The sequence below is a fragment of the Saccharopolyspora indica genome (genome assembly GCF_027853965.1).
In the GTDB taxonomy this organism is placed as follows: Bacteria; Actinomycetota; Actinomycetes; order Mycobacteriales; family Pseudonocardiaceae; genus Saccharopolyspora; species Saccharopolyspora indica.
In genome coordinates this window covers 12,489-28,408 of record NZ_JAQGLB010000008.1, presented here as the reverse complement: position 1 = coordinate 28,408, position 15,920 = coordinate 12,489, and the positions used below count along the sequence as shown (strand labels likewise).

Here is a 15,920-nt window from a genome sequence, read left to right as displayed (position 1 = left end):
TGGTTCACGACGTGGGACGCAGTCGCTGCAGCGCAGCCGCCGCGACGATCACCAGGCCCTTGATCAGCAGTTGCAGGTCGGTGTTGACGCTGTTCAGGCTCAGGATGTTGTTCAGGATGCCGAGCAGCAGCGCGCCGGCGATGGTGCCGATGACCGAGCCGCGGCCACCGGCCAGGCTGGTGCCGCCGACGACCACCGCGGCGATGCCGTCCAGCTCGTAGGCGATCCCGTCGTTCGGGCTGCCCGCGTTGAGCTGCCCGGCGTGCACGATCCCGGCCAGCGCGGCGCAGAACCCGGCGATGCCGAAGGCGATGATCTTGACCCGGTTCACCGGCACGCCGGAGAGCCGGGCGGCCTTCTCGTTGCCGCCGATGGCGTACAGGTGCCGGGAGTAGGCGCTGGTCCGCAGGAACAGGATCGCGGCCACCGCGACCACCGCGAAGATCAGCACCGGGATCGGCACCACGCCGCCGAACGTGCGCTCGCCCAGCAGCGAGAACAGCATCGGCGCCTGCCCCGGCCCGTCGCCGTAGGAGATCTGCACGGTCTCGCCGCCGGACCACATGCGCGCCAGCCCGCGCGCGATCTGCAACCCGGCCAGCGTGACGATGAACGCCTGCACCCCGAGCAGCGCGACCGCGGTGCCCTGCAGCAGGCCGAAGACGACGCCCGCCAGCAGCACCAGCCCGACGGTGATCCAGACGCCGAAGCCGTCCTCCACCATCAGCACGGCCGAGCCCACCGCGGCCAGCCCGAGCACCGAACCCACCGAGAGGTCGATGCCGCCGATCAGGATCACGAAGGTCAGGCCGACCGCGATGATCCCGATCTCGGACACCGCGCGCACGATGTTGAACAGGTTGTCGCTGGTCAGGAACAGGATCTGGCCCTCGTCATCGCGCGGCGAGAAGATCACCGCGGCGATGAACACCGCGACCAGCCCGAAGAAGCTCTGGAACCGGAACAGCGTCTCCGCGGTGCCCGCCCGCCTCCGCGGCGCGGCCGCCGGAGGCCGTTCCGCCGTCTGGTTGCTCACCTGGCGCCTCCCCCAGTGCTCTGCTGCCCGGTGCCGACCACCGGCCCGTCGCCCGCTCGCTCGCCCATCGCGGCGGCCAGCAGTTCCGCCTCACCGACCTCGCCGGTGCCGAACTCGGCGACGCTGCGCCCACCGCGCAGCACCACCACCCGGTCGCACACCCCGACCAGCTCCGGCAGCTCCGAGGACGCCAGCAGCACCCCGATGCCGCGCCCGGCGATCTCGCCGAGCAGCTGGTAGATCTCCGACTTCGCGCCGATGTCCACCCCGCGGGTGGGATCGTCCAGCAGCAGCAACCGCGGTTCGGTCAGCAACATCCGGCCGAACACGACCTTCTGCTGATTGCCACCCGACAGGGTGCCGACCGGGTCGAGGATCCGGCCGAGCTTGACCTTGAGCTGCTGCACGCTGCTCTCGGTGGTGGTCACCTCCTTGCGGCGGCGGACCAGGCCCAGCGGGCCCAGCCGGTCCAGCACCGACAGCACCGTGTTGGCCAGCACCGAGTGCTCCAGCACCAGCCCCGACGTCCTGCGGTCCTCCGGCACGAAGGCGATGCCCTCGCGCAGCGCACGGCGCGGACCCCTCGGCCGCACCGGGCGCCCGTCGAGGGTCACCTCCCCCTCCCACGTGCCGGAGGACCCCGCCCCGAACAGCGATTCCAGCAGTTCGGTGCGTCCTGAGCCGAGCAACCCGCAGAGCCCGACGATCTCCCCGCGACGCACGGTCAGATCGATCCCGGCGGGTTCCCGGCGGCCCACCCGCGGCCGGCGCGGGCGAACGGCGAAGCCCGACACCGCCAGCAGCTCCTCGCCGACCTCGCGGTGCTCGGCGCGGAACATCGTCTGCACCGACCGGCCCACCATCGCCTCGGCGGCCTGCTCGGCGGTCAGCTTGCGGGCGTCGAACTCGGCGACCTTGCGGCCGTTGCGCAGCACGGTGGCCCGGTCGGCCACCCGGCCGATCTCGTCCATCCGGTGCGAGATGTAGACGATGCCGGTGCCGTTGCGGCGCAGCTCGGCGATCACCGCGAACAGCCGCTCCACCTCGGTGCTGGACAGCGCCGACGTCGGCTCGTCCATGATCAGCACCTTCGCGTCCAGCAGCAGCGCGCGGGCGATGGTGACCAGCTGCTGCTCGCCGACGCGCAGCTCGCCGACCGGGCGCTGCGGGTCCAGCTCGATGCCGGTGCGCCGGAGCAGCTCGCGGGTGCGGTCGGCCATCTCGCGGCGGTCGACGATCCCGAGCCTGGTGCGCGGCTCCCGGCCGAGGTGGAGGTTCTCCGCGACGCTGAGCCCGGGCACGAGGTCCAGCTCCTGGTGGATCATCGCGACCCCGGCCTGCTGGGCGTCGGCGGGCTTGCCGAACTGCACCGGCCGCCCCTCGATCGAAATCGATCCAGCGTGCTCGGCCACGTCGCCGGAGAGCACCTTCATCAGCGTGCTCTTGCCCGCGCCGTTCTCCCCCAGCAGCGCGTGCACCTCCCCGGCGCGGACCGACAGGTCCACGTCGTCGCAGGCGAGCACACCCCCGTAGCGCTTGCTGATGCCGGTCATCTCGACCAGCGGTGGCGCCGTGTCCATAGGCCCCCCGTCGCGCCGTTCGCGAAACGTGAGAAAACGATTGCTCGGAAGCTAAAATGTTCGCACTGATTGTGTCAAGGTTCACACACCCGTCCAAGCGAAGACGGATCTGCCCGTTGGCGCGAACGTCGCATTCCGGACATCGGCCACCGGAATCGGCCGGAACCGGGCGTGGGGTAACCCGCAAGTTCCGGAAGAGGGCTCTCGGGCCGGGGTACTGGACCGTTAACGTTGTGACTCGTGACCGCGATCCGCGACAACCAGAGCGCCTCATCCCCCGGCAACGGCGCGCCGCCCTGGTCGGCGCGCTCCGCCTTTCGCACGGCCGGAGTGCCGCTTTGGGTTGCCGTGCTGCTGGCCGCGGTGCCCACCGCGATCGGCACCGTGCTGGACATCTTGATCTGGAAGCAGCCCGACCTGCTGTTCAAGGCCTGCTTCTTCGTCGGGAGCGTGCTGGGTGTGCTGCTGGTCAAGCGGCGGAGCACCTTCGGTCCGATGGTCCAGCCGCCGCTGGTGCTGGTCATCATCATGCCGCTGCTGGTGCTGATCACCGGGTCCGGCGCGGCGGCGGGTGCCGGCGCCACCGGAAAGGCGCTCGCGATCGCCCGTCCGCTGATCAGCAGCTTCCCGATCATGGCCGCGGCCACGATCGTCGCTCTGATCATCGGACTCGTACGCATGTTCGTTACCGAGAAGCCCGGCAGGCGGCCCGAGATCGCCGACAGCGACGCGGCCACCAAGAAGCGCCGCCGCCCCACCCCGCCCCGCAAGCCGGAAGGCGAGGAGCGCAAGCGGCGCCCTGAAGAGCGCAAGCCCCGCCCGCCCCGCGGCGAGCGGGCGGAGCGGGCTGAACGGCCCGAGCGCGAGCGGCGCGAGCGCGCGCAGGCGCCGGGGCGGCCCCGCCGGGAGGAGCCGCCGCGACGCGGCGAGCCGCCCAGGCGAGGCGAAGCCGCGCCGGGCAGGCCGCGCGGAGCGGAAGGCCGGCCGGAGCGCGCCGTGCCGCCGCGGCGGGGCGCAGCCCCGCGGCAGGCGCCGGGACGGCCGCGGCCGGCGGAGCCGCCGCAGGGCGAGCCGCCCAGGCGAGCCCGCAGGCCGCGCCGCGACGAGCGCTTCGGCTAGATGAGCAATTCCGCGGTCATTTTGCGTGGCGGTGCGGGTGGCGGAACCTCAGCGCCCGCCTGGACTCCGGGTGCCCAGCCTTATGTATGACCAGCCCACGGAATCAACCGCTCAGGAACGAGAGAGGGGCATCCGGTTCGAGAACCGGATGCCCCTCTTCACGTCGACCTCGTCACCGGAAACGGGTCGTCAGCGGACGCCCCTCGGCTTGTCCGGGTTGTCGTCGAGGTCCTTGCGGAGTTCCCTGGGCAGCGCGAAGGTGACCTTCTCGTTGGCCGTGGTGACCTCGTCCACCTGGTTCCAGCCGCGTTCGGCCAGGTGGTCCAGGACCTGCATGACCAGCACGTCCGGCACCGAGGCGCCGCTGGTCACGCCGACCGTGGTGACGCCGTCCAGCCACGCCTCCTCGATCTGCGAGGCGAAGTCCACCAGGTACGAGGCCGACGCACCGGCCTGCAGGGCGACCTCCACCAGGCGCTTGGAGTTCGAGGAGTTCTGCGAGCCGACCACGATCACCAGGTCGCACTCCGGGGCCATCACCTTCACCGCGTGCTGGCGGTTGGAGGTGGCGTAGCAGATGTCGTCGCTCGGCGGCGCCTGCAGATCCGGGAACCGGCCCTTGAGCTGGTCCACCCGCTCCATCGTCTCGTCCACGCTGAGCGTGGTCTGCGACAGCCACACCACCTTGCTCGGGTCGCGGACCTGCACCTTGTCCACGTCTTCGGCCGTGTCGACCAGCTGCACGACGTCCGGCGCCTCACCGGCGGTGCCCTCGACCTCCTCGTGGCCCTCGTGGCCGATCAGCAGGATGTCGTAGTCCTCGCGGGCGAACCGGTGGACCTCCTTGTGCACCTTGGTGACCAGCGGGCAGGTCGCGTCGATGGTCCGCAGGTTGCGCTTGGCGGCCTCTTCGTGGACCGCGGGGGACACGCCGTGCGCGGAGAACACCACGAGCGCGCCCTCGGGCACCTCGTCGGTCTCGTCCACGAAGATCACGCCGCGCTCGGACAGCGTGTCCACGACGTGGCGGTTGTGCACGATCTCCTTGCGGACGTAGATCGGTGCACCGTAGGTCTCCAGGGCCTTCTCGACGGTGACCACCGCGCGGTCGACACCTGCGCAGTACCCACGCGGCTTGGCCAGCAGGACTCGCTTGGTCCGCCCGCCGTCCTGGTCAACGAGGTCAGTGGCCTCGGGCGAGGTCGTCATGCCGTCAAGGGTACGGACCGGGCTCGCGGCGCTCAGCCTCGCGCCCGGGCGGCGGCGCGGATCACAGTACTGCGGCGAGGTGATGGCTTCCCGCGGTGAAGTGCGGCAGGCTGGGCGCATGTCATCGTTTCCGCTGCCGGTCCGGGTCGCCGCGGGCCTGGCGGCCACCGCCGTCGAACAGGCCCGCCGCCTGCCGACCACGCTGATCGGGCTGCCCGTCACCGTGGCCAGCCAGGCGCTGCAGGCGTCGATGCGGGTCCAGCAGCAGATCACCGAGCTGGCGATCAAGGGCGACGAGGCGCTCTCCGTGCTGAGCACCCCGGAGGAGCAGCCCGCCTGGGCGACCTTCGACGAGGACGAGCCGGGCGAACCCGGTGCGCCGGCGGCGAGCTCCGTGGTCGCCGAGTACGACGAGCTGACGCTGCCCCAGCTGCGCGGCAGGCTCCGCTCGTTCACCGAGGAGGACCTGGCCGAACTGCTCGCCCACGAGGAGCGGGGCGAGCAGCGCCCCGAGTTCCTCCGCATGCTGCGGAACCGCCTCGAACGCCTCCGCGACCGCTGAGCCCACACCACTGAAGGAGTGCAGCTGACTTCCCCGACGAGCCCCGAGGAGCCGTGGCCGGTACGGACCGTCGCGCGCAAGATCGCCGAGTGGATCAACCGACTCGGCTCGATCTGGGTCGAGGGCCAGATCACCCAGATCTCGCTGCGCCCCGGCGCCGCCACCGCGTTCCTGCAGCTGCGCGACCCGTCCGCCGACGTCTCGCTGACGCTGACCTGCTCCTCCGCCATGCTCCGCAAGATGGATCCGCCGCTGACCGACGGCAGCCGGGTCGTGGTGCACGGCAAGCCGACGTTCTTCGTCGGCCGCGGCACGCTGAGCCTGCGGGTCGACGAGATCCGCGCCGTCGGCATCGGCGAGCTGCTGGCCCGCATCGAGCGGCTGCGCCAGCTGCTCAAGGCCGAGGGCCTGTTCGACCCGGCCCGCAAGCGGCCGCTGCCGTTCCTGCCGAACCGGGTCGGGCTGGTCACCGGCCGCGCGTCCGCCGCCGAGCACGACGTGCTGAGCAACGCGCAGCTGCGCTGGCCCGCCGTGCAGTTCGAGATCCGCAACGTCGCCGTGCAGGGTTCCAGCGCGGTGCCGCAGATCCTGGAGGCGCTGCAGGAGCTCGACGCGATGCCCGAGGTCGACGTGATCGTGCTGGCCCGCGGCGGCGGCAGCGTCGAGGACCTGCTGCCGTTCTCCGACGAGGCGCTGTGCCGCGCGGTGTCGGCCTGCCGCACCCCGGTGGTCAGCGCGATCGGGCACGAACCGGACTCGCCGCTGGTGGACCACGTCGCCGACGTGCGCTGCTCGACGCCGACCGGCGCGGCCAAGCGGGTGGTGCCGGACGTGGCCGAGGAGACCCAGCGCATCCACCACCTGCGCGACCGCGCCCGCCGCGCCCTGCACGGCTGGGTCGACCGGGAGCGGCGGCTGCTCGACGCGCTCCGCAGCCGTCCGGTGCTGGCCGATCCGCACGGGCCGCTGGCGCAGCGGGCCGAGCAGGTGGGCGTGCTGCGCGACCGGGCCCGCCGGGCGATGACCACCGCGCTGAACAACGAGCGGCACGCGCTGTCGGCCACCCGATCTCGCTTGACGACCCTCGGCCCGGCGGCCACGCTGGCCCGTGGATACGCGATCGTGCAGCGCATCGAGGACGGTGCCGACGGCGTGCTCCGCTCGGTCGACGACGCCCCGCCGGGAACTCGGTTGCGGGTGCGGGTCGTTGACGGTGCGATCCAGGCGGTCGTGCCGGATCGAGCAGGCTGAACAGGACGGAGATCGTGCACCCCGAGCTGGACCCCTCGTTCCTCCCGCTGACCGTCGGCGTCGCCCGGTCGGCGGCGACCGGCTCCCGGCGGGCCGGTGAGGTGCAGCGCCGGGCCGAGGCGGCGGACGCCACCGCGGCCGGGTGCTGGGCCGCGCTGCTCGGCGGCTGCCAGTCCGCCGAGCGCCGGGAGCTGCCGTCGCAGCTGCACGCGCTGGTCGAGGCGACCTCCAGCTACGTGGGGGCCGGGTGGTGGGCCGCGTCGGCGCACCGACGTAGGGTCGCGGAAGCGCAGTTGCGCATCAACGACGCGGTGCGCGAAGGCGACGGCGCCGAGTTCGCCGAGGCGTTCGTCGGCTACGACCAGGCGATCGCCACCGCGGTCGTGTCCGTGCAGAACGACGTGGAGAGTCCTACCCCGTGACCGATCAGCAGGATGAGCACTTCGACCCGGTGGCAGAGCACCCGGAGGTCGCCGAGCTCGGCTACGAGCAGGCCCGCGACCAGCTGGCCGAGGTGGTCAAGCAGCTGGAGGCCGGTGGCCTGTCCCTGGAGGACTCGCTGGCCCTGTGGGAGAAGGGCGAGGCGCTGGCGGCGGTGTGCGAGCGCCACCTCGCCGGAGCCCGCGAACGGGTCGAACGAGCCCTGGCCGCCGTCGAGCAGGAGTGACAGGCCGCGGTGAAGGGCACCTTTAGGCAAGTTACTTGCTAAAAGGTGCCCTTCACCGCGTCTTGCCGGGGTGGGTCAGGGCTTGGTGGGGGTGGTGAGGGCTGCTTCGGCTAGGGTGCGGAATTCCGGCTCCGCCGCGTTTCCCGCGATCAGCAGGCGGACGCCGTCGCGATCGGTCGCCCAGGCTTCTTCGCCCTCCACGCTCTGGTAGCGCACCCACTGCCTGCCGCCCGCGTCGACCGTGCCCAGCGCCTGCGGGGGCTGGCGGGTGTCGGCGGTGACCAGCTCTTCCTCGGCCGCCGTCGACTGGGAGAAGCGCAGGTAGCTGCCGTCACCGGTCAGCAGGCCGATGCGCACGACCTCCGCGTGCGAGCGCAGCGTCAGCACGTTCACCGAGTTGGCGCGCCAGTTCGCCGGGAGTTGCGGGTCGGCGAGCGGGAAGTCGACGCGGCCGGACGCGCGGTCCAGCTCGGCCCGCACGTCCACCGTCGGCACCTGCACCGCGGGACCGCCGGGGTTGAACGAGCACTGCCCCAGCAGCCCCGCCACCCCGAAGGCGATCAGGACCAGCGGGAGGATCGCGAACACCATCGCTGAGACGGTCCGGGGCGGACGGGACGGCGCCGGTTGCTGGTTGCTGGGTTCGGCCACGACCCCCATGCTCTCACCAGCGGCGTCCCGGCCCGTCGGGCAGGCGCGACCGGAGTGTGCTGGCCCACGTGAGGCCTCCGGCCAGGTCCCCGATCTGCGAAGATCGGAGCCAACGAGCCTGAGCGCGGGTCGCGTCCCGCCGAACTCGGGCAGTCGAACCCGAAGAATGCTCACCACCCGGGAGGCGCGATGAGCTCCAGCACCGAACGACACCGCGAAGCACCGGACCGCAACCTCGCCATGGAACTCGTCCGCGTGACCGAGGCCGCCGCGATGGCCGCCGGTCGCTGGGTCGGCCGCGGCGACAAGAACGCAGGCGACGGCGCGGCGGTGGACGCGATGCGCAAGCTCATCGGCACCGTGTCGATGCGGGGCGTCGTGGTCATCGGCGAGGGCGAGAAGGACGAAGCCCCGATGCTCTACAACGGCGAGGAGGTCGGCAACGGCGAGGGCCCGGAGTGCGACGTGGCCGTCGACCCGATCGACGGGACCACGCTGCTGAGCAAGGGCATGCCGAACGCGCTGGCGGTGCTCGCGGTCTCCGAGCGGGGCACCATGTTCGACCCGTCCGCGGTGTTCTACATGGAGAAGATGGCCGTCGGCCCGGAGGCCGCCGGGTCGATCGACATCAGCGCGCCGATCGCGGAGAACGTGCGCCGGGTGGCCAAGGCCAAGCACATCGACGTCTCGGACGTGACGGTGTGCATCCTGGACCGGCCGCGCCACGAGCAGATCGTCAAGGAGGTCCGCGAGGCGGGCGCGCGCATCCAGTTCATCTCCGACGGCGACGTGGCGGGCGCGATCGCGGCGGCGCGGCCGGGCAGCGGCGTGGACATGCTGCTGGGCATCGGCGGCACCCCGGAGGGCATCATCTCGGCGTGCGCGCTGAAGTGCCTCGACGGTGAGATCCAGACCCGCCTGTGGCCGCGCGACGACATCGAGCGCGCGAAGCTGCGCGAGGCCGGCCACGACGTGAACCAGGTGCTGACCACCTCGGACCTGGTGCGCGGCGACAACATGTTCTTCTGCGCCACCGGCATCACCGACGGCGCGCTGCTCAAGGGCGTGCACTACCGCGCGAACCGGTGCACCACGCAGTCGATCGTGATGCGGTCGAAGTCCGGCACGGTGCGCGTCATCGAGGGCCAGCACCGGCTGACGAAGCTGCGCGAGTACGCCGACGTGGACTACGTCGACGACTCCACCCGCCACGGCCTGCTCCCCTGAAAACCGGTTGGTTGATTTGCGTGGCGGTGCGGGTGGCGGAACCTGACTGCTTCCCCGGACTGCGGGTGCCCCTCCTGATGTATGGACCAATACACGGCGGAGGGGCCGTCCTCGCCCAGGGAGCCACCCAGTGGCGGGCCACCGTACCCGCGGCGGTGCGAGCTGCGTACGTACTCCAAGCGGCTGACGCCGCTTATAAGGCGCGGACGGCTACGCCGACAGGCTCTTGACGGATCCCTTCCGGGAAACTGGGAAATATCCCCAGCCGTCGGAGGTAGCACCGAATTCGAAGCGGTGACCTGCTGTTTCACGGCAGGTCACCGCTTCTTCGCCTTTCGGCCTCATTCCTTAGTGGGTACGTCATCCGAGCGAATCCCCTTACTGTCTGCACCCATCCGGCCAGCGGTGCCGGCAACTCGGGAGGATTCGACGGAAATGCGCAAGCGTTCGGTTCTCATCGCGGCCCTCGCAGCCGTCGGCGCGCTCGGCGCTCTGGGCATGCCCGCAGTCGCCCAGCCCGACGACGTCAAGCCGTACATCGTCGGCGGGCACGACGCCACCGAGGAGTACTCGTTCATGGTGTCGCTGCAGCAGCAGGGCCGGCACGGCTGCGGCGGTTCGCTGATCAAGCCCGACTGGGTGGTGACCGCGGCGCACTGCGTGCAGGGCGGCGGCCAGTTCTCGGTGCGGGTCGGCAGCAACACCCACACCAGCGGTGGCGAGCAGGCCAACGTCACGAACGTGCAGACGCACCCCTCCGGCGACATCGCGGTGCTGCAGCTGGACCGCCAGCTGCAGGCGACCCCGATCAAGATCGCCGCGGATTCGGGTGCCGCGGGAACCGCGACCCGGATCATCGGCTGGGGCCAGACCTGCGCCCAGCCCGGTTGCGGCCCCGCTCCGCAGTACCTGCAGGAGCTCGACACCCAGATCGTCGACGACTCCGGCTGCCTGGGCATCGACGGCCAGAACGAGATCTGCACCGACAACCCGAACGGCAACTCGGGCGCCTGCTACGGCGACTCGGGCGGCCCGCAGATCAAGGGCACCCCGGGCAACTGGGAGCTGATCGGCGCGACGAGCCGTTCCGGCAACGGTGACTCGACCTGCGCCACCGGCCCGTCGATCTACGCCGACGTGGTCGCCTTCGCCGACTGGGTCAACCAGAACACCGGCGGCTGACCGGCGCCGCTGACGGAGAACGCGCAACCGGGCCCCACCCCGGTTGCGCGTTCTCCGCTTCAGGCGGTGCGTTCCAGCACCACCACCGGGATGACCCGGCGGGTGCGCGGCTCGTAGTACGTCCGGTACACCGGCGCGAGCTCGACCATCAGCTGCCACAGCCGCTCGCGCTCGGCACCTTCCGCGGGGCGGGCCCGAGCCGTGAAGCGCTCCCCCTTGATCTGGACTTCGACCTCGGGATCGGCCACCACGTTGCGGTACCACTGCGGATGGGTGTGCGTGATGCCCGCACCCGATGCCACCAGCACGTACCGGTCGCCGTCGACGCCGTAGAACAGCCCGGTCCGGTACCGCTTCCCGGACTTGCGCCCGCGGTAGGTGAGCACCAGGTTGGTCGCGCCGCCTTCGAGGTGGCCGCTCTCGCCGTCGGTCTCGACGTACCGCCGCACGTGCTCGGCCACCGACGGATCCGGGCTGTCCAGCACTTCGGCCACGTCAGTGCCCCAGTCCCTGCGCGAAGCCGCCGTCGACCGCCAGCTCGACGTTCGTGCTGAACGTCGCGTCCTCGGCCAGGAACAGCGCCGCCTTCGCGACCTCCTCGACGGTGCCGATGCGGCGCAGCGGGGTGGATTCGTCGCCCTGCCGCTCGAACTCCCGCCGCTGCTCCTCGCTGAGGTCGGCCACGCCCATCGTCGGCGTCTTGATGAATCCCGGTGCCACGCTGTTCACCCGGATCTTCTTCGGCAGCAGCTCCACCGCGAGCACGTGCGCGAAGGCGCGCATCGCCTCCTTCGACGCCGAGTACGCGCTCAGGCCGGGGAAGACGACGTCGTTGGCGACCGTGGTGAACACGACCGAGCCGCCCTCGTTGAGCAGCGGAGCGAGGCGCTGCACGGTGAAGAACGAGCCCTTGGTGTTGACCGCGAAGTGCCGGTCCCACTCCTCCTCGGTCACCTCGGCGAGCTCGGTGAACTGCGCCATGCCGTGGTTGATGAAGAGGTGGTCGACGCTGCCGAGCGTCTCGCCGACGAAGTCGCCGAGCGCGGCGATGTCGGCCATGCTGCCCGCGTCGGAGCGCACGACGTGCGCGGCTTCGCCCTTCAGCGCGGTGCGCGCTTCCTCGATGTTCCGCTCGTTCCGGCCGGTCAGCACCACCTCGGCGCCGCGCGCGAGCAGCTCCCGCACGATCGCCAGGCCCATGCCGTGGGTGCCACCGGTGACAACAGCCTTCTTCACGTCCACTCCGTTCGTCGCTGTTGGAGCAACAGTGCGCGGCAGGGCTTTCGACCGGCTGTCGGTTTTCTTGCGGCTATCGTGATCGCATGCGTTTCGGGGTGCTCGGTCCGCTCGTGGTGTGGACGTCGGAGGGCACTCCCGTCGCGGTTCCCGAGGCGCGGGTTCGCGCGCTGCTGGCGTCGCTGCTGGTCGCGCCCGGACGTGTCGTGTCCGCGGACCGGCTGGTGGACGAGCTGTGGGGCGAGGCGCTCCCGGCCAACCCGTCCGGAGCCCTGCAGACGCTCGTCTCCCGCCTGCGCCGCGCGATCGGCGCCGATCTCGTCGTCCGCCGCCCGCCGGGCTACGCGCTGAGCGCACCGTTCGTCGACAGCACCAGGTTCGCCGAGCTGACCGAACTCGCGCGGCGCACGACCGGCGCCGCCCGGAAGGCCGAGGTGCTCGCCGAAGCCCTCGGGCTCTGGCGCGGCGACGCCTTCGCCGGTTTCTCCGACGAGCCCTTCGCCAGCGCCGCGGCCGCCGCGCTGGAAGAGCAGCGCCTCGCGGCTTGGGAGGACTACGCGGAAGCTCGGCTGGAGCTGGGCGACCACACGTCCTTGGCCGGGGAACTCCACGCGCTCGTCGAACAGCACCCGCTGCGCGAACGTCTCCGCGCCTCGCACCTGCGCGCCTTGCACGGTGCGGGCCGGACGGCTGAAGCGCTCGAAGGCTACGACCGGATGCGCCACCTGCTCCGCGACGAACTAGGCCTCGACCCGAGCGCCGATCTCGCTGCGCTGCACAAGGACCTGCTGACCGCTGAACCCGCGCAGCGGCGCGTCCCGCCGCTTCCGGTGCCGCCGACCGAGCTCGTCGGCCGGGAACGCGCCGTGGCCGGAGTTCGCGCACTGCTCGGCTCGCACCGCCTGGTCACGCTGATCGGGCCGGGCGGGGTGGGCAAGACCCGGCTCGCCGTCGAGGTCGCGCGCGGAGCCGACGAGGCCTGCCTGGTCGAGCTCGCGGCGCTCCCCCGCGGGACCACAGTGGACGGACTGGCCGACGTCGTGGCCACCGCGCTCGGCGTCCGCGACGGTTCCCGCCCGCGATCGCCCGTCGAACGGCTCGCCGAGGTGCTCCGCGGGCGGCTCCTCGTGCTGGACAACTGCGAGCACGTCGTCGAGCCCGTCGCCGCGCTGGTGCACAGGCTGCTGGCGACCGGCGCGCACGTGCTCGCGACGAGCCGGGAGCCGCTCGGCGTCTCCGGCGAGCACCTGTGGGAGGTGCCGACGCTCGACGTCCCGCCGCCCGGCGCACCAGCCGCGGACGTGCTCCGGTCCGGAGCCGTGCAGCTCTTCGCCGCCAGGGCCGCCGCGGCCTCGCCCGGTTTCGCGGTGTCCGCCGACAACGCGGCGGCGGTCGCCACGATCTGCCGCCGCGTGGACGGGATCCCGCTCGCCATCGAGCTGGCGGCTGCCCGGGTGCGCGTGCTCGGCACGGCCGAGCTGTCGGAGCGGCTGAACGACCGGTTCGCCGTGCTCACCGGCGGGCCGCGCGACGCACCACCGCGCCAGCGAACGCTGGGCGCGGTGCTCGACTGGAGCTGGGAACTGCTGACGGAGGCCGAGCGAACGGTCCTGCGCAGGCTCGCGATCTTCGCCGACGGCTGCACGCTCGCCGCGGCGGAATCCCTGTGCGCGGGCGGTGGCGTGCAGCGCTCGCAAGTGCTCGACCTGCTGACCCGGCTGGTCGACCGCTCGCTGGTCGTCGCCTCGCACACCGCCGACGGCCCGCGATACGGCTTGCTGGAATCGGTGTCCGCGTACTGCGAACGACAGCTGGGACCTGAAGAGCACGATCAGCTCCGCCAGGCGCACGCCGCCCACTTCACCGCGCTGGCGGAGGAAGCGGCGACTCACCTGTGCGGCCCCGACCAGCAGAAATGGCTGAACCGACTCGATGTCGAGACCGGCAACCTGCGCCGCGCGCTCGGCAACGTCCGCCTGGCCCGCGCGCTGGTCTGGTACTGGTTCCTGCGCGGGCGGCTCATCGAGGCCCGGCGGGCGACCGAGAGCTCCGACCCGGTCCTCACCGCCTGGCACACCGGATTCCGGCTCCTGACCGGCGAACCCGTGGACAACCGCGCCCCGCTGCGCCTGCACGCCGCCATCACCGATCCCCGGGAACGCGCGCTGGCGGCCTGGTTCCTCGGCTACGCCGCGACCAGGTTCGGCGACCTGCCGGTCGGCGAGGAGCTGACGGGCGAGGCGCTGACGGCGTCCGAAGAACTCGGCGACAGCTGGGGAATCGCAGCGGCCCTCAGCGTCCGCGCGGTGCAGCGCCACGTCCGGGGCGACCTCACCGGATCAGCGGCGGACGCCGAGCGCAGCTGCGCGCTGTTCGCGGAGGCCGGCGACCGCTGGGGCCGCGGCCAGGCCGGAGCGGTGCTCGGCAAGCTCGCCGAGATCGCGGGCGACTACGCCGCCGCGACGACCTGGCACCGCGAAGCGGCCGAGCTGGCCGAAGAACTCGCGCTGTGGCCGGACGTGTCCATGCGCCACTCCGAGCTGGGCCGCATCGCCTTGTTGCAGGGCGACCACACCGCTGCCGACGAACTGCACGAGCGAGCCCGCGCGCTGGCCGTCGAGCACGGCGACGCGGCGGGCCAGGAATTCGCCGAGGTGGGCCTGGCCCTCTCGGCCCGCCGCCAGGGCAGGTTCGCCGAAGCCGAGGCCCTGCTGCGCCCGTGGCTGGCCTGGAACCAGCGCTTCGAAGCGGACAACGGAGCGGCCCTGATCCTCGCCGAACTGGGCTTCGCGGCCGAACAGCGCGGCGACGCCCCGACCGCCCTCGACCTCCACACCCAGGGCCTCACCGCAGCCCGCCGCACCGGAGACCCCCGCGCGATCGCCCTGGCCCTGGAAGGCCTGGCCGGAGCCCGCCTCCTCACCGGCCAACCAGGCCGGGCCCAAGGCCTCCTCGCCTCAGCCGCCCTGCTCCGCAAATCCACCGGAGCCCCGCTCCCCACCGCCGAACGAGCAGACGTCGACCGCATCGAGGCAGCCCTCCCGGGCCGGGGTGATGTCAATTTCGTACGAAATTGACACCGCGCCGGGTGACGATCAGGGCAGGTTGGAGGAGTGGCCCGGGAAGAGGTGGGCGTCCGGGTTGAGGGCCACCGCGATGTTGTTCACCGCCGTCGCCGCTTCGCCGAAGCCCGTCGCGATCAGCTTGACCTTGCCCGGGTAGGCCGCCACGTCGCCCGCCGCGTACACCAGCGGGCGGTTCGTGCGCATCGTGGTGTCCACCAGGATCGCGCGCTTCTCCAGCTCCAGCCCCCAGCCCTCGATGGGGCCCAGGTCGGCGGTGAAGCCGAGCGCGGCGACCACGGTCTGCGCGGGGAGCACGCGGCGCTCCGCTCCGCCGACCTCGATCTCCACCTCGCGCACCCCGCCGTCGTCGCCGCGGATCTCCACCACCTCGGCCGGCGTGATCAGCGGGACGCCCAGGTCCTCGACCTTGTCGATCAGGCCCGGGTGCGCGCGGAACCGCGCCCGGCGGTGCACCAGCGCGACGCTGCGCGCCACCGGGTGCAGCGCCAGCGCCCAGTCGAACGCGGAGTCGCCACCGCCGACCACCACCACGTCGCGTCCACTGTGCACGGCCAGCTCGGGGATGAAGTGCACGACGCCGCGGCCGATCCAGTCACCACCGGCGGGCAGCGGTCGCGGGCTGAACTCGCCGATGCCCGCGGTGATGAGCACCGCGCCCGCCCGCACCGACTCGCCATCGCCGATCCCGACCAGCAGCCCACCATCCACATCGGACAGCTCGACCGCGTGCCTGCCGAGCAGGTAGCGCGGCGCGTACTGATCGGCCTGTTCCACCAGCGCGGCAACCAGATCCCGGCCGCGCACCGCGGGGAAACCGGCCACGTCGAAGATCATCTTCTCCGGGTACATCGCGGTCACCTGACCGCCCGGCTCTGGCAGCGCGTCCACCAAGGCCACCGACATCCCGCGAAAACCCGCGTAGTAGGCGGCGAACAACCCCGTCGGACCCGCGCCGACGACCAGCAGATCGACCTCGGTCATCCCACCCACCTCGCCATCGAACGTGCGTGGACGCCCCCAGGCTAGCCGGATCCGGCCGCGATGTCCGCGCAGCTGGGCCAGTCCGCCGAAGGCGCTGCGGCACTCGGCGGTACCCGCCCCGCGGCGCCGCCCA

Annotated in this window: 15 protein-coding genes; 8 read left to right on the top strand and 7 right to left on the bottom strand. The window is 72.0% G+C overall.

All coding sequences use genetic code 11. The annotated features are described in order from the left end of the window. Positions 1-4 precede the first annotated feature (4 nt). Both OU416_RS18715 and OU416_RS18710 read right to left on the bottom strand, forming a co-directional pair. Positions 5-1,036 carry an ABC transporter permease gene (locus OU416_RS18715; RefSeq protein WP_270928284.1) on the bottom strand — a complete coding sequence of 344 codons (1,032 nt, stop codon included), beginning with the start codon at positions 1,034-1,036 and terminating at the stop codon, positions 5-7. Continuing rightward, entirely contained in the window at positions 1,033-2,616 is a 1,584-nt protein-coding gene (locus OU416_RS18710) for a sugar ABC transporter ATP-binding protein (RefSeq protein ID WP_270928283.1), read from the bottom strand. The genes OU416_RS18715 and OU416_RS18710 overlap by 4 nt, the downstream gene beginning before the upstream one ends. Positions 2,617-2,856: 240 nt before the next feature. Here OU416_RS18710 and OU416_RS18705 point away from each other — a divergent pair, with 240 nt between their 5' ends. After that, a complete protein-coding gene (locus OU416_RS18705; protein ID WP_270928282.1) occupies positions 2,857-3,735 on the top strand; it encodes a DUF6542 domain-containing protein in 879 nt (292 codons plus the stop codon). Between the two features lie 189 nt (positions 3,736-3,924). On the opposite strand, the gene OU416_RS18700 is transcribed toward OU416_RS18705, so the two are convergent. After that, a complete protein-coding gene (locus OU416_RS18700) occupies positions 3,925-4,944 on the bottom strand; it encodes a 4-hydroxy-3-methylbut-2-enyl diphosphate reductase (protein ID WP_270928281.1) in 1,020 nt (339 codons plus the stop codon). A 118-nt stretch (positions 4,945-5,062) separates the two neighbouring features. Between OU416_RS18700 and OU416_RS18695 the strand changes: the two genes are divergently transcribed. The 4 genes from OU416_RS18695 to OU416_RS18680 are packed head-to-tail and all read left to right on the top strand — an operon-like array spanning position 5,063 to position 7,424. Then, on the top strand, positions 5,063-5,506 hold the full coding sequence (locus OU416_RS18695; protein ID WP_270928280.1) for a lipid droplet-associated protein: 444 nt from the start codon (positions 5,063-5,065) through the stop codon (positions 5,504-5,506). Between the two features lie 24 nt (positions 5,507-5,530). Continuing rightward, positions 5,531-6,757 carry an exodeoxyribonuclease VII large subunit gene (gene xseA, locus OU416_RS18690; RefSeq protein WP_270928542.1) on the top strand — a complete coding sequence of 409 codons (1,227 nt, stop codon included), beginning with the start codon at positions 5,531-5,533 and terminating at the stop codon, positions 6,755-6,757. Positions 6,758-6,771: 14 nt separating this feature from the next. Continuing rightward, positions 6,772-7,179 (top strand): hypothetical protein, encoded by a 408-nt coding sequence (locus tag OU416_RS18685; RefSeq protein ID WP_270928279.1) that lies wholly within the window; start codon positions 6,772-6,774, stop codon positions 7,177-7,179. Next, positions 7,176-7,424: an exodeoxyribonuclease VII small subunit gene (locus OU416_RS18680; RefSeq protein ID WP_270928278.1), complete on the top strand. Its 249-nt coding sequence runs from the start codon at positions 7,176-7,178 to the stop codon at positions 7,422-7,424. Before OU416_RS18685 ends, OU416_RS18680 begins: the two co-directional genes overlap by 4 nt. Before the next feature lie 75 nt (positions 7,425-7,499). Here the strand turns inward: OU416_RS18680 and OU416_RS18675 are convergent, their stop codons facing one another. Further along, the gene (locus OU416_RS18675; RefSeq protein WP_270928277.1) at positions 7,500-8,084 is read right to left on the bottom strand and encodes a DUF4245 domain-containing protein; all 585 of its coding nucleotides are present in this window, start codon (positions 8,082-8,084) and stop codon (positions 7,500-7,502) included. A 180-nt stretch (positions 8,085-8,264) separates the two neighbouring features. Here OU416_RS18675 and glpX point away from each other — a divergent pair, with 180 nt between their 5' ends. Together glpX and OU416_RS18665 are read left to right on the top strand one after the other, a co-directional pair. Continuing rightward, positions 8,265-9,302, top strand: a complete 1,038-nt coding sequence (glpX, locus tag OU416_RS18670; protein WP_270928276.1) for a class II fructose-bisphosphatase — start codon at positions 8,265-8,267, stop codon at positions 9,300-9,302. 435 nt (positions 9,303-9,737) lie between these two features. Next, entirely contained in the window at positions 9,738-10,484 is a 747-nt protein-coding gene (locus OU416_RS18665; protein ID WP_270928275.1) for a S1 family peptidase, read from the top strand. 59 nt (positions 10,485-10,543) lie between these two features. On the opposite strand, the gene OU416_RS18660 is transcribed toward OU416_RS18665, so the two are convergent. Then, positions 10,544-10,978, bottom strand: coding sequence for a nitroreductase family deazaflavin-dependent oxidoreductase (locus OU416_RS18660; RefSeq protein ID WP_270928274.1), 435 nt, complete (start codon positions 10,976-10,978; stop codon positions 10,544-10,546). 1 nt (position 10,979) lies between these two features. Next, positions 10,980-11,720 carry an SDR family NAD(P)-dependent oxidoreductase gene (locus OU416_RS18655; RefSeq protein WP_270928273.1) on the bottom strand — a complete coding sequence of 247 codons (741 nt, stop codon included), beginning with the start codon at positions 11,718-11,720 and terminating at the stop codon, positions 10,980-10,982. Between the two features lie 86 nt (positions 11,721-11,806). On the opposite strand from OU416_RS18655, the gene OU416_RS18650 reads away from it, so the two are divergent. Then, positions 11,807-14,797: a BTAD domain-containing putative transcriptional regulator gene (locus OU416_RS18650; protein ID WP_270928272.1), complete on the top strand. Its 2,991-nt coding sequence runs from the start codon at positions 11,807-11,809 to the stop codon at positions 14,795-14,797. An 18-nt stretch (positions 14,798-14,815) separates the two neighbouring features. On the opposite strand, the gene OU416_RS18645 is transcribed toward OU416_RS18650, so the two are convergent. Then, positions 14,816-15,787, bottom strand: coding sequence for an NAD(P)/FAD-dependent oxidoreductase (locus OU416_RS18645; protein WP_270928271.1), 972 nt, complete (start codon positions 15,785-15,787; stop codon positions 14,816-14,818). Positions 15,788-15,920: the final 133 nt, after the last annotated feature.